General features: G+C 65.5%; 10 protein-coding genes. All 10 read right to left on the bottom strand.

The features are described 5' to 3' along the window. Window positions 1–38 precede the first annotated feature (38 nt). Window positions 39–1,694: an APC family permease gene (locus BLS50_RS27895; protein ID WP_074805769.1), complete on the bottom strand. Its 1,656-nt coding sequence runs from the start codon at window positions 1,692–1,694 to the stop codon at window positions 39–41. Between the two features lie 225 nt (window positions 1,695–1,919). Next, a complete protein-coding gene (locus BLS50_RS27890; RefSeq protein WP_074805765.1) occupies window positions 1,920–2,783 on the bottom strand; it encodes a glycine betaine ABC transporter substrate-binding protein in 864 nt (287 codons plus the stop codon). A gap of 134 nt (window positions 2,784–2,917) precedes the next feature. After that, on the bottom strand, window positions 2,918–4,066 hold the full coding sequence (locus BLS50_RS27885; RefSeq protein ID WP_074805762.1) for an FAD-binding oxidoreductase: 1,149 nt from the start codon (window positions 4,064–4,066) through the stop codon (window positions 2,918–2,920). Window positions 4,067–4,095: 29 nt separating this feature from the next. After that, complete coding sequence (locus tag BLS50_RS27880; RefSeq protein WP_074805759.1) at window positions 4,096–5,337, bottom strand: aromatic ring-hydroxylating oxygenase subunit alpha; 1,242 nt, start codon at window positions 5,335–5,337, stop codon at window positions 4,096–4,098. A 53-nt stretch (window positions 5,338–5,390) separates the two neighbouring features. Continuing rightward, window positions 5,391–6,176 carry a drug:proton antiporter gene (locus BLS50_RS27875; protein WP_011547100.1) on the bottom strand — a complete coding sequence of 262 codons (786 nt, stop codon included), beginning with the start codon at window positions 6,174–6,176 and terminating at the stop codon, window positions 5,391–5,393. Beyond that, complete coding sequence (locus BLS50_RS27870; protein ID WP_074805755.1) at window positions 6,173–7,342, bottom strand: electron transfer flavoprotein subunit alpha/FixB family protein; 1,170 nt, start codon at window positions 7,340–7,342, stop codon at window positions 6,173–6,175. Before BLS50_RS27870 ends, BLS50_RS27875 begins: the two co-directional genes overlap by 4 nt. Window positions 7,343–7,346: 4 nt before the next feature. Next, entirely contained in the window at window positions 7,347–9,272 is a 1,926-nt protein-coding gene (locus BLS50_RS27865) for a (Fe-S)-binding protein (protein ID WP_074805752.1), read from the bottom strand. Between the two features lie 3 nt (window positions 9,273–9,275). After that, window positions 9,276–11,339 carry an NADH:flavin oxidoreductase gene (locus BLS50_RS27860; protein WP_012339534.1) on the bottom strand — a complete coding sequence of 688 codons (2,064 nt, stop codon included), beginning with the start codon at window positions 11,337–11,339 and terminating at the stop codon, window positions 9,276–9,278. Between the two features lie 76 nt (window positions 11,340–11,415). Next, window positions 11,416–11,949, bottom strand: a complete 534-nt coding sequence (locus tag BLS50_RS27855) for a DUF5943 domain-containing protein (RefSeq protein WP_006480657.1) — start codon at window positions 11,947–11,949, stop codon at window positions 11,416–11,418. Window positions 11,950–12,087: 138 nt separating this feature from the next. After that, on the bottom strand, window positions 12,088–13,059 hold the full coding sequence (locus BLS50_RS27850) for a dipeptidase (protein ID WP_006480656.1): 972 nt from the start codon (window positions 13,057–13,059) through the stop codon (window positions 12,088–12,090). Window positions 13,060–13,093 lie beyond the last annotated feature (34 nt).

The raw sequence follows: 13,093 nt of genomic DNA, 5'->3' as shown, positions 1-13,093 counted from the left end.
TTGTCGTCGTGCGACAGCGGCGCGCCCGCCTTACCGCATCACTTCACCCACGCGAAGTAATACGACAACCAGATCGTCAACGCCGCGCCGATCAGCGCCGCATACGGCATCAGGTTCAGCCACGGCGCGCGCTTCGGCACTTCCAGTTCCATGTCGCGCTGCATCTGTTCAGGGAAGCGGCCGCGATCCTGCCAGTAATGGCGGAACAGGAACACCGGCACGATCAGCAGCATCGCGATCAGCCCGTTGCGCAGCGTGCCTTCGCCCTGCAGGTTCGCGCCCGCGCCGACGTAGACGAGGTTCGCGTAACCGCAGATCGCGCCGCCGACGAGCAGCCAGGTCGGGCAGCGGAACGGCCGATCCCAGTTGCCGCGATCCATCCGGTGAATCCAGCCCGACTGAAGATTCAGGAATACGAACAGCATGTAGCAGACGTTCGAGATCGACAGCACCGTCATGTAGTCCGACATCATCAGCAACACGAGGTTGAAGCCGAGATCGGTCCACATCGCACGCGTGGGCGAGCCGTGCTCGTTCACGTGCGACAGGTACTTCGGCAGCCAGCCGTCGACCGATGCCTGGTACAGCGTGCGCGACGAACCCATCATCGACGTCATCACGATCAGCAGGATCGACAGCATCAGCATCACGACGACCGCATTCGCGACCCACGCGCCGCCACCGACGATCTTCGCCATCGCGGCCGCGACGCCCGTGCCGTCGCCGATCGACGGATCGAGCATCGCCTGCGTGCCGAGCGCACCCTGGAACGCCATCGGCACGAGCGTCATCACGACGAGACACAGCGCGCCCGACCAGAAGATCGCCTTCGCGGTGTCGCGCCGCGGATCGCGGAACTCACGCGTGTAGCAGACGGCCGTTTCGAAACCGTACGAGGCCCAGCCAGCCATGAACATCGCGCCGAGCGCCATCGTCACGCCCTGCCCGTTCCACGAACCGAAGCTCGCGGCCGTGAGGTTGCCCTGTGCGTCGTGACCAAGCGGCAAGAGCGGCAGCAGGTTCGACATCGGCACGTCGCCGGTGACGAACGGCACGATGCCGACGATCAGGAGCGGCGTGAGCGATGCAATGCCGAGAATGCGCTGCGTACGTGCAGCCTTCGACGCACCGCTGTGCTGAAGCTTGAACGTGATGAGAAGCAGAATCGTCGCGATGATGAACGTCGCGTTGATCCGCAGGGATAGACCCGGCTTGATGAACCCGAGATCCGCAACCTTGAGCTGCCAGTGCAGCACCGCCGCATTGGCGGGAAAGAGACTCGTGAGCGCGTAGCTCGCCGCGAGGCCGCAGCCGAGTGCAAGCATCGGCGACCACGCGAGCCAGTTGCACCACACGGAAACCGGGGCAATCAGCTTGCTGTAACGCACCCAGCCAATCGCGCCATACACGGACGCGCCGCCCGATTTATGGGGAAATAGCCCGGATATTTCCGCATAAGTCGCGCTTTGAATCAGCCCCATCGTGATCGCGGCGATCCAGATCGCCCACGCGGGCTGGCCGATCGTCGCGCATACGCCGCCGATCGTGAACAGCACGCCTGCCGGCACGCCGCTCGTCACCCAAAAAGCGTCTTTCCAGGTCAGGCCACGGTGCAGCGTATGGCCCGTCGAATCATGTGAGATGGTTGCCTCAACATCACTGGTGCGATTAGCACGCAGTCCTGCCTGACTCATCCAATTCCTCCTCTCGATCAGTGTTAGCGCTTTAGCGCTTACGCTGCTCCGATACAAAGCAGATGACTCCGCACAAGGGCGCTAGTGTAACAACTTACGCGCTTTTTTGCAGAATCCGCAAAAGAATTCCGGGATATGGCCGCATTGCATCCGTATTATTTCGGATTCCTGCATGCCATTCCCGGCGTATTTTTTTGATGTTTCTTACGACGTAGCTCGAGGTGCTTACTGTGCGCCTTCCGTCCACGAATTCACGCGGTCGGCATGCGCCGCAATCCACGCATCCGCGGCCGCTTCCGGCTTCGAGCCGTTCTGGATCGCCAGCATCACGCTGTCGATTTCACCCGGCTTCCACTGGAATTTCTTCAGGAACGCGACGACCGGCTTCGCCTTGGTTTCGAGGCCCGGATTCACGACACTGTCGACGTGCTCGGCGCCGCCGAACACCTTCTTCGGATCCTCGAGGAAGCGCAGCTTCCACTTCGCGAACATCCAGTGCGGCGCCCAGCCGGTCACGATCACCGGCTTGTTCGCGCCGACCGAACGCGACAACTCGGCCGTCATCGCGCTGCCCGAGCTGGGCATCAGCGTGTAGTTCAGCCCGTAGCTCTTGATCGCGTCGTCGGTCTTGCGCATCACGCCGGCGCCCGCATCGATGCCGACGATCCGGCCGCCGAAGCTGCCCTTCTCCGCATTCAGGTCGTCGATGCTCTTCGCCTTCACGTACGCGGGTACGATCAGGCCGATCTTCGCATCGGGGAAATTCGCGCCGAGGTCGACGACCTTGGCCTTGTACTCGTCCCAGTACGAGCCGTGCGTGACCGGCAGCCAAGCGGACAGCGTCGCATCGAGATCGCCGCGCGCGACGCCTTGCCACATGATGCCGGCCGCGACCGGCACGAGCTTGACCTCGTAGCCGAGCTTCTTCTCGATCACGCGGGCCGCGACGTTCGACGTCGCGACGCTGTCGTCCCAGCCTTCGACGTAGCCGATCTTCAGCGTGGGCTTCGTATCGGCGAGCGCCGATGCGCTCAATGCCACCATCGCCGACAGGGTGCCGGTCCACAACAGTTTTCCGAACAGTTTCATGGTCGATCTCCTTGGTCTGCGCACCGTGCGCGTTGTCTCTCTAGGTTCTTCAACCACAAATCCGCGGTATCGTTGTTTTCCGACAGATGCTTGTCCGGACGCGACGCGCCCGGGCAGCCGATGGTGTGCTTCGACTACTTGTCGATCACCAGATCCGACAGCGGCTTGCTGCAGCACAGCAGCACCATCCCCTGATCGATTTCGCGCTGGCGGATACCGCCGTTGTGCTTCATCTCGACCTGCCCCGACACGAGCTTCACCTTGCAGGTGCCGCACATGCCCTGCGTGCACGAGGCGGGCAGCCGCACGCCCGACTGGCGCGCCGCGTCGAGCACGTGCTGCTGCGAGCCGCACGCGATCTCGCGGTTGCTCTTCGCGAAGCTGACCGTGTACTGCTTCGTCGCGGCGTCGACGCCGTCGGCGGCCGGCACGAGTTCGGCGAGTACTTCGTCGCTCGCGGTCTGCGCGAGCGTTTCGAACGAGAAGCTTTCCTCGTGATACTGCTTGCGATCGAAGCCGGCTTCGTCGAGCAGGTCGCGCACGGCCTTCATGTACGGCGCGGGGCCGCACGTGAAGATCTCGCGTTCCATGAAATCCGGCGCGATCAGCTTGAGCAGCGGCAGCGTCAGGAAGCCCGTGACGCCCGGCCAGTTGGTACGTGCGCCGACGCGCTCGACGACGAACGACGTGCGGAAATTCGTATGGTTCGACGCGATCAGGTCGAGCTCGCGCGCGAAGATGATGTCGTCCGGCGTGCGAGCGCTGTGCACGAACAGGATGTCGCGATCCTCCGCGAGATCGTGGTGCGCGCGGCTCATCGACATCAGCGGCGTGACGCCCGAGCCGGCCGACAGGAACAGGTACTTGCGCGCCGGATGCCGTGCGCAGGTGAATTCGCCGGCCGGGCCGAGCACGCGCACCGCCGCGCCCGGCTGCAGGTTGTCGTGCAGCCAGTTCGACACCTTGCCGCCCGGCACGCGCTTGACCGTGATCGAAATCGTGTGCGGCCGCGCCGGCGACGACGAGATCGTGTAGCAGCGGTTGATCGTCTCGCCGTCGATGTCGAGCTCGAGCGTGATGAACTGCCCGGGCTCGAACGAGAACGTGCGGCCCTGCGGCGAACGGAAGAAGAAACTCTTCACGTCGTGGGTTTCCTGCCGCACGTGGCAGCACACCAGCGTTTCCTCGACGTCGCTCGTCCAGCGCTCGGGCAGCGCGTTCCAGAACGCCGGGTGCGTCACCCGGCTGTCCGCCGGCTCGAAATTGGCCGCATCTCGCATCATGTCTTGCTCCGCTTATACGCTGCTGGATACTACGCGCCGGTTTTTTCGGCGAGCCGGCCGATGTACCAGGCCGAGAATTTTTCGACGAGACCTTCCGTGTACGGCGAATACGGGCCCGGCTCGTACGCGCTGCTGTTCGCGCCGCGCTGCGAGAATTCGACGAGCGCGCGATCCTGGTCGTTGGTCGCGTTCCACACGGCCGTGAGGTTCTTCACGTCGTAGTCGATGCCTTCCTTCGCGTCCTTGTGCACGAGCCACTTCGTGCGCACGAGCGTCTTGCCGGCCGACAGCGGAATCACCGAGAACGTCACGATGTGATCGCTCATGAAGTGGTGCCACGAGTTCGGCTGCGTCCAGAACGACAGCCCGCCGAGGTCCGCCTTGTCGAAGCCGCCGAGCAGCTTCTTCGACGCGACCTTCGCATCGAGCGTCTGCGATTCGCCGTGACGGTCGAGCGGCAGACGCTGCGTGCGGAAACCCGTCACGTCGAGCAGCTTTTCGATTTCGGCGGACGGCAGGCCCATCTCGGCCCACTCCTTGCCGCGCCGCACGCAGGTTTCGGCGAACGCGTCCATGCCCTCGGCGTTCGCGTCGGAACGCTGGTAGCCGAAGCCGTATTCGTACAGCGAGATCGTCAGCTCCGGATGGTTCGCGACGCAGTGATAGCACTCGCGGTTGTTCTCCATCGTGAGCTTCCAGTTGCCTTCCTCGATGATGTCGATCTGCGCGGCGATCTTGGTGTTCGGCAGGTCGTGCGGCAGCAGGTACGGCTCCATCTCGGCGCGCATCTGCGCGAAATCGACCGGCGGCTCGTCGGCGAGGCAGATGAAGATCAGGCCCGCGAGATTCTCGACGTGCACCGTCTTCAGGCTGTGCTTGCAACGGTCGAACTTCTCGCCCATGTGCTCCGCGAACATCAGCTGGCCCGTCAGGTTGTAGGTCCAGCTGTGGTACGGGCACACGATGTTGCCGACCGAACCTTTATCTTCGTTGCACAGACGCGCGCCGCGGTGACGGCACACGTTGTGGAACGCGCGGATCGCCATGTCGTCGTCGCGCACGATCAGGATCGAATCGTTGCCCAGCTGCACCGTCACGTAATCGCCCGGCTCGGGAATGTCCGGTTCGATCGCCACCTGGATCCAGTGCTGGCGGAAAATCGCCTCCATGTCGAGCGCGAAGATGTCCTCGCTCGTGTAGAACGGTGCGTCGAGGCTGTGCCCTTCCTTGCGCCGCTCGATCAATGCACGAATGTCTGCCGATACTTTCATCGTTTGCTCCGGATTCCTTGCATCCCTGGGTTTCTTGCCGACAGGCATCAAAATCAGTAGTCGATGAGCTGATGCTCGCGCAAATACGCGAGGATCACTTGTGCTTTTTCGACCGAACTCCCTTCATTTACGACGTTGCCGCCACGGCTTTCGGTCGTCGTCGCGGACAGCATCCGGGCATGCCCGGAGCGCTTCTCGGCGGCGACCAGTTTTACGGGTTTACGCTCGACCGGGCCGACCGTCCACGCGGTGGCGTCGGCGTCCGCACCGGGCGCCGCGAGCGCCGGCCGGATCGCGCCGGCGCGCAGCCGCGCATACGCATAGCGCGGCTCGACACCCGCGAGCGGATGGACGGCGACGACGGCCGGCAGCGCCGCGTCGACACGCCGCCGCAGCCCTTTCGGCAAAAATTGCCGGACCGCCGCACGGCCGCCCTCGACCGTCACGTCGACGGCCGAGCCGACGAGCGGATAGCCGAGTGCCGCGGCGACGCGGTACGGCAGCATCCCGGTGTCGTACGCGCCCTCGGCGCGCGTGCCGGTCAGCACGAGGTCGTAGCCTTCGACGCGCGCGGCGAGCGCGTGCACGGCATCATCGCCGTCGCGGCAGGCCAGCACCTCGACCTCCCGCGCACCGAGCGCGAGATACTCGGCCAGCGCCGAATTCGCGGGGTCGCCCGCGTGGATCACGTCGAGCGTCGCGCGATGCTGCTCGGCGAGCTGCCGGCCGGTTTCGAGCGCGGCCGCGTCGTTGCGGCTGTAGCGCGCGACGCCGCTGACCGGGTGCCGGCCGACGGACACGAGCACCGCGATGCGTTGCAAGGGACGAGGGGCGTTCATGCGGCGACTCCTTCGGGTTCACGGGTACCGGCCGCGGCCGGCGATTCGCCGCGCGCGGCCCGCGCGGCCTGGACCTGTTCGATCAGCGCGGCGATCGTCGCCTGCGCGTCGCCGACTACCGTCAGGTTCGCGCGCTTCGCGATCGGCGCGCTGCCGTCGAGGTTGACCGCGATCACGTGGCGGCAGTCCTTGATCCCCTGCAAATGCTGCACCGCGCCCGAGATGCCGAACGCGATGTACACGCTTGCCTCGACCGTCTTGCCGGTCGCGCCGACCTGCTTGTCGCGCGTGAAGTGGCCGTTGTCGACCGCGACACGGCTTGCGCCGATCGCCGCGCCGAACACGCTGGCGAGCCGCTCGAACGCGCCGATGTCGGACACGCCGTTGCCGGCCGACACGATGAAATCGGCTTCCTCGAGCGCGACCTGGGCCGCGTCGATTTCGTCGAGCCCGAGATCGCGGTACGGCTGCGCGGCGTCATGCGCCGGGCGGATGAAATCGGCGGCCAGGCGTTCGCCCGCGCCGACGAACGGCAGCTTCGCGTCCACCGCGTTCTGCGCGAGCAGGATCACGTCGGGCAGCGCACGGGTCGCGAACGCACGCCCCGCGTGCGCATACGCGCCCACATGCTTCGCGTCGATCTCGACGACGTGGGTCGCGACGCTCGCGCCGGCGGCCGCCGCGTAACGCCGGCCGAGATCGCCGTCGCCCGTCGCGTTGTCGGGCACGAACACGTGTTTCGGTGCGAGTGCGGCCACGCAGGCCTGCAATGCTTGCAGTTCGCTTTCGGGATCGAACGCACGGCGATCGAAGCCGGCCAGCTCGATCAGCTTGTCGACGCCGAGTTCCGCGACGTCATCCTTCAGTTCGCCGAATGCCAGCAGCGCGACTTCCGTCTGCGCATCGGCGAGCACGGCGGCGGCGGCGATCGCCTGCCGTGAATGGTCGTCGAGCGCGCCGCGTTCGCTGTGCGCGACCACCAGCATCACGTGCTTCGGGTCCTGCAGCGCGCGGCGCGGCTTCGCGGCCGCGGCGCCATGACCATGCGCGGACCATTGCGCGGCGTTCGCATCGGCGCTGCCTTCCTCACCGAGCGTGATGCGCTTCAGGCCGGCGGCCGTGATGATGAACGGCCGGCGCGGATCGATTCGTTTGATCGTATTCATCGATTCACTCCAGCGAGGCGGCGACGAGTTCGGCGACGTCGAGCACGTCGGGGCGCGGGCCCACGACGCCTTCGAGCATGGCCGTGCAATTCGGGCAAGCCACCGCGACGACGTCCGCGCCGATCGTGCGCGCGTCGGCGATGCGGATGTCCGGGATGCGCTGCTTGCCGGGGACGTCGGTCAGCGGCGCACCGCCGCCACCGCCGCAGCAGCGGCCGCGCATGCCGTTGCGCTCCATCTCGACGACCTGGATGCCGATCGTCTTCAGCAGCTTGCGCGGCGCTTCCGTTTCGCCGTTGTAGCGGCCGAGGTAGCAGGGATCGTGGTAGGTCGTGCGCTTCTCCTGCAGCGCCTCGACGGCCTTCGGCGCGATCTTGCCGCTGTCGGCCAGTTCGGCCAGATAGGTCGTGTGATGCTTGACCGTCACACACAGCCCGAGCGCGCGGTATTCGTTGCGCAGGCTGTGCATCACGTGCGGGTCGGCCGTCACGATCTGCTGGTACGACAGCGTGCCGAGCGTGCCGATCAGGCGCTTCGCCATCTGCTGGAACGTCGCTTCGTCGCCGAGCCGGCGCGCGACGTCGCCCGTGTCGGTCTCGGTCGAGCCGAGCACCGCATAGTCGACGCCCGCCTTGTTCAGCACCTTCACGAACGCACGCAGCGTGCGCTGGTAACGCATGTCGAACGCACCTTCGCCCGCGACGAACAGCACGTCGACCGGCTTGCCCGGCTGCGCGACCGGCGCGCTCAGGTCGACCGACCAGTCGTAGCGCGCGGCCGTGTCGTAGCCGCCCATCGTGCCCGTCTCGCGCAGGTTCGCGAGCACTTCCTGGCCCTTGCCCGGCACCGTGCCGTGCACGAGCGTGCGGTTGCGGCGCATGTCGACGATCGCGTCGACGTGTTCGATCAGCATCGGGCACTCCTGCACGCACGCGCGGCAGGTGGTGCACGACCACAGCGTCTGTTCCTCGATCAGGCCCGACACGATCGGGCCGTTCGGTTCGCCGCGATGCTGGCCGACCGGGATGCCCGGCGACGGGCTGCCCGCGTAGGCCGCATCGGAGCCGCCGGCCATCCCGACCACGAGATCCTGGATCAGCTTCTTCGGATTCAGCGGCTGGCCCGACGCGAACGCGGGGCACGCGGCCTCGCACTTGCCGCACTGCACGCATGCGTCGAAGCTCAGCAACTGGTTCCAGCGGAATTCGACCGGCTTCGCGACGCCGTACTCCTGATGCTCGATGTCCGGCAGCTTCAGTGCGGTTGGCGGCGTGGCCGTGCCGTTGCCGGTGAACGATTCGCGCGTGGCCGCGAAACGCTCCTGGCGCGGGTGGAACGCGAGATGCAGCAGCCCGGCGATCGCATGCTTCATCGGGCCGCCCTTCGCGGCGCCGACCGTCATCGTGAACGCGCCGACGCCGATCAGCAGCGCGCAGAGCACCGCGAACGCACCCGACATCGCGCCGGTCGGCACCAGCATGAACAGCACGAGGCCGAGCGCGAACGAACCGAGCAGCCAGGGCAGCGTGTTCCACGGGCCGCGCGACAGGCGCGCCGGCACGTCCTTGGCTGCACGTCGACGCCACACGAACACCGCGCCGACCAGCATCGCGAGCGCCGCGAGGAAGATCAGCTTGTCGAGCCACGGCGAGTAGATCGCGAGGCCGTAGTTGACGAACACCAGCGCGAGCGCGCCGATCGCGCCGCCGGCGGTCGCGACGTGGGTCTTCGCGATGTACGGATCGCGGGCGACCACGTGGTGCAGGTCGACGAAATAACGCTTCGGAATCGCGAACAGGTTCGCGACGCCGAACGAGCCGGGCGCCGTGGCGCGGCCCAGACGCCAGTAGGACGAGCGCTTCGCGACCGCGAACGCGAGCCCCGCCACCGACAGCCACAACAGGGCGGTAATGAGGAAGGACAGGTTCATCTTTTAGAAATCCTTCACGAGACGCAGCGAGTCGTAGATCGCACCATGGACGTTGTGCATCGAGATGCAGTCGCCGACACGGAACAGCAGGAAACGGCCGTTGCCGAGTTCTTCCGACAGGCACGGTTGCGGCTCGGCCGCGAACAGCGTGTGCGGATCGATCTGGCCGCGGTTCACCGATTCCGGCTTGAGCTTCCAGTACAGCTCGTCGTTCGGCGACGAGCCGTTCTCGATCACGACCTGGTCGACCGCGCGCTCTTCCAGTTCTTCCGTGTACTCGTTGCGCAGCACGGCGATCATCTTGCCGTTCTCTTCATAGACGCGATCGAGCATCGTGTTCGGCGTCGGAATCACGCCGAACGCGTACAGGCGGCGATAGAAGATCGGGAACGTCGTGCCGCCGCAATCGTCGGCCACCTTCACGTCCGGCGTGACGACCTCGACCTTCGAGCCGCGGCTCGCCATGAAGTCGGCCACGCCCGCGCCCGCATGGGTGCTCACGCCGTCGAACAGCAGCACGTTCTGCTTCGGCTCGACCTTGCCGGTCAGGATGTCCCACGCGCTGACGGCGAGACCTTCGGCGACGCCCCACGCCGGCACCTGCCACGTGAAGCTCGACCCGCCCGTCGCGAGCACGACGATGTCCGGCTTCTCGGCCATGATCATCTTCTCGTCGGCGGCCACGCCGAGGCGCCGGTCGACACCCAGACGCTTCGTTTCCATGTCGAACCAGCGGATGATCCCCGACATCTGCTCGCGCTGCGGCGCCTTCGCGGCGATCATCACCTGGCCGCCCACTTCCGCGTTCTTCTCGAACAGCACGACGTCGTGGCCGCGCAGCTTCGCGACACGCGCGGCCTCGAGGCCCGCAGGGCCGGCACCGACCACCACGACCTTGCGCTTCGGGCCGCGCGACTTCTCGATGATGTGCGGCATCGTCGCTTCGCGCGACGTCGCCGCGTTCTGGATGCACAGCACGTCGAGGCCGTTGTACTGGCGGTCGATGCAGTAGTTCGCGCCGACGCACTGCTTGATTTCGTCCTCGCGGCCGTCGCGGATCTTGATCACCATGTGCGGATCGGCGATCTGCGCGCGCGTCATGCCGACCAGGTCGATCATCCCGTTCGCGAGCAGGCGCTCGGCCTGGCCCGCATCGCGGATGCTCTGCGCGTGCATCACCGGAATCTTCACGACCGACTTGATGCCGGCCGCGAGGTGCACGAACGGCTCCGGCGGCAACGCCATCGGCGGCATGCAGTTGGCGATCGTGTTGTGCGTATCGCCGCCCGAGCCGACCACGCTCAGGTAGTCGATCAGGCCCGTCTCCGACATCGCCTGCGCGATTTCCTTCAGCGCTTCGTGATCGAGGCCGTCCTCGTGGAATTCGTCGCCGCACATGCGCAGGCCGACGCAGAAATCCTTGCCGACCGCCTCGCGCACGGCCGTCAGCACTTCGATGCCGAAGCGCAGGCGGTTTTCGAGGCTGCCGCCCCATTCGTCGGTGCGGTGGTTCGAACGCTTGCTCCAGAACTGGTCGATCAGGTGCTGGTGCGCGGCGGAGATTTCGATGCCGTCCATGCCCGCCGCCTTCACGCGCTTCGCGGCCGCCGCGAAATCGCCGATGATGCGGCGAATTTCCTCGATCTCGATGATCTTCGCGTTGCCGCGGTGCACGGGCTCGCGCACGCCCGACGGCGACATCAGGTGCGGCCAGTGCTCGCCGTGAAACGACGAGCGGCGGCCCATGTGCGTCGCCTGGATCATGATCTTCGCGCCGTGCTTGTGCATCGTGTCGGCCAGACGCGTGAGCGGATCGATGATCTTGTCGGTCGACAGGTTCACCGATTTCCACCAGCCTTGCGGGCTGTCGATCGACACCGGGCTCGACCCGCCGCAGATGGCCAGGCCGACGCCACCCTTCGCCTTTTCTTCGTAGTAGCGGATATAGCGGTCGCCCGGCAGGCCGCCCGGCTCGGCGTACACCTCCGCGTGCGCGGTGCTGACGATCCGGTTGCGCAGCGTCAGCTGGTTCAGCTGCATGGGTTTGAACAGGTGGGGATAACGCATCGCTGGCGACCTCTGGCGTTCGAATGTCTCGTGTTGCGGGTGTTGTTCTGCTTCAGTGAATCAATGCGTCAGTGCATCAGTGCGCGATCGGCGACACTTCGAAGACGCAGTGGTCGTGATGCTCGGCCGCGCACTGCACTTCCTTCGAGTACGCACGCGGCGCGCCCTTGCCTTCCGGCGTCGTGTCGTTGACCCAGTCCATCGCGCCCGCGAACCAGCCCGCGAACATGTAGCAGAGCTTGCCTTCCTTGCCCGGTTGCTGGAGCACGAACGACGAGTGGCGCAGCTCGATCTTCGCGCGTGCGCTCGCCGGATCGGCCTCGATAATCGAGAACAGGCCCCAGCCGCGTTGCGACAGGCGCTTCAGGTAATGCTCGAACACGGCCATGCCGGTGATGCCGTGCTGCTTCGCTTCCTTGTCGCACCAGTGGTAGGCGGATTTGTAGCCGGCCTTGTAGAGGATCTCGGCATACGCTTCGACGCCGAGCGCTTCCTCGACGGCAACGTGGTTGTTCGTGAAGAAGTGGCGCGGCACGTACAGCATCGGCAGCGCGTCGGTGGTCCAGACGCCGGTATCGGGATCGACGTTGATCGGCAGTTGCGGTTGCATCGTGGTGACTCCGTGAGGAAATTGGCCGCGCGGCTCGGTGCGCCGGCGCGACATCGTCCGCGCGCCCACGCTGCTTGCGCGGGCACGTCCCGATTTTTTTATGTTGAAACGAAGGGAGCGGTTCGGCTCGGTGAGGGCTTACGCGCCCCACACGTCCTTGAACACACGCACCCAGTTCTCGCCCATGATCTTGCGGATGCGCGACTCGCTCCAGCCGTGGCGCTCCATCGCGGCGGTCAGGTTCGGGAATTCGCCGATCGTGCGGATGCCGTCCGGGTTGATCACCTTGCCGAAGTTCGTCAGTTGGCGATAACGGCCCTTGTCATGCGTCAGCATGTCGAAGAATTCCTTCGCGAAATCCTGCGTGAAGTCCGTGCCGATGCCGACCGCGTCTTCGCCGATCAGGTTCACGACGTAGTCGATCGCCTCGATGTAGTCGTCGATGTTCGCTTCGATGCCGCGCTTCAGGAACGGCGCGAACATCGTCACGCCGACGAAGCCGCCCGCATCGGCGATCTCCTTCAGCTGCGCGTCGCTCTTGTTGCGCGGATGTTCCTTCAGGCCCGACGGCAGGCAGTGCGAGTAACACACCGGCTTCTTCGAGAACGCGATCGCTTCCGACGACGTGTTGCCGCCCACATGCGACAGGTCGACCATGATGCCGACGCGGTTCATCTCGGTGATCACTTCGCGGCCGAAGTCCGACAACCCGCCGTCGCGTTCGTAGCAGCCGGTACCGACCAGGTTCTGCGTGTTGTAGCAGAGCTGCACGACGCGCACGCCCATGTCGGCGAACGCTTCGATGTAGCCGAGGTTGTCCTCGAACGCATGCGCGTTCTGGAAGCCGAGGATGATCCCGGTCTTGCCTTCCTTCTTCGCGCGGAAGATGTCGTCCGTCGTGCGCACGAGCGTCAGCAGCTCGCCGTTGTCGCGGATCTTCTTCTTCATCACGCCGATGTTGTCGACGGTCTTGGTGAAGTTCTCCCACACCGACACCGTGCAGTTCGCGGCCGTGATACCGCCCTTTCGCATGTCCTCGAACACCGGCTTCTCGAACTTCGAGATGTTCAGTCCGTCGATGATGATGCTGTCCTGATGCAGCGTGCTCATATCTGCTCTCGCTCGTGTGACTGTTCTTGTGGGG

Origin of the sequence: Burkholderia orbicola, from assembly GCF_900100915.1 — a bacterium.
GTDB lineage: Bacteria > Pseudomonadota > Gammaproteobacteria > Burkholderiales > Burkholderiaceae > Burkholderia > Burkholderia orbicola.
Note: the sequence above shows the minus strand (reverse complement) of the source record. Positions and strands in the feature narration are given on the sequence as shown.

Coding starts and splice junctions, on each gene's coding strand:
- BLS50_RS27895 (WP_074805769.1), bottom strand. CDS start 1,694: ATGAGTCAGGCAGGACTGCGTGCTAATCGCACCAGTGATGTTGAGGCA.
- BLS50_RS27890 (WP_074805765.1), bottom strand. CDS start 2,783: ATGAAACTGTTCGGAAAACTGTTGTGGACCGGCACCCTGTCGGCGATG.
- BLS50_RS27885 (WP_074805762.1), bottom strand. CDS start 4,066: ATGATGCGAGATGCGGCCAATTTCGAGCCGGCGGACAGCCGGGTGACG.
- BLS50_RS27880 (WP_074805759.1), bottom strand. CDS start 5,337: ATGAAAGTATCGGCAGACATTCGTGCATTGATCGAGCGGCGCAAGGAA.
- BLS50_RS27875 (WP_011547100.1), bottom strand. CDS start 6,176: ATGAACGCCCCTCGTCCCTTGCAACGCATCGCGGTGCTCGTGTCCGTC.
- BLS50_RS27870 (WP_074805755.1), bottom strand. CDS start 7,342: ATGAATACGATCAAACGAATCGATCCGCGCCGGCCGTTCATCATCACG.
- BLS50_RS27865 (WP_074805752.1), bottom strand. CDS start 9,272: ATGAACCTGTCCTTCCTCATTACCGCCCTGTTGTGGCTGTCGGTGGCG.
- BLS50_RS27860 (WP_012339534.1), bottom strand. CDS start 11,339: ATGCGTTATCCCCACCTGTTCAAACCCATGCAGCTGAACCAGCTGACG.
- BLS50_RS27855 (WP_006480657.1), bottom strand. CDS start 11,949: ATGCAACCGCAACTGCCGATCAACGTCGATCCCGATACCGGCGTCTGG.
- BLS50_RS27850 (WP_006480656.1), bottom strand. CDS start 13,059: ATGAGCACGCTGCATCAGGACAGCATCATCATCGACGGACTGAACATC.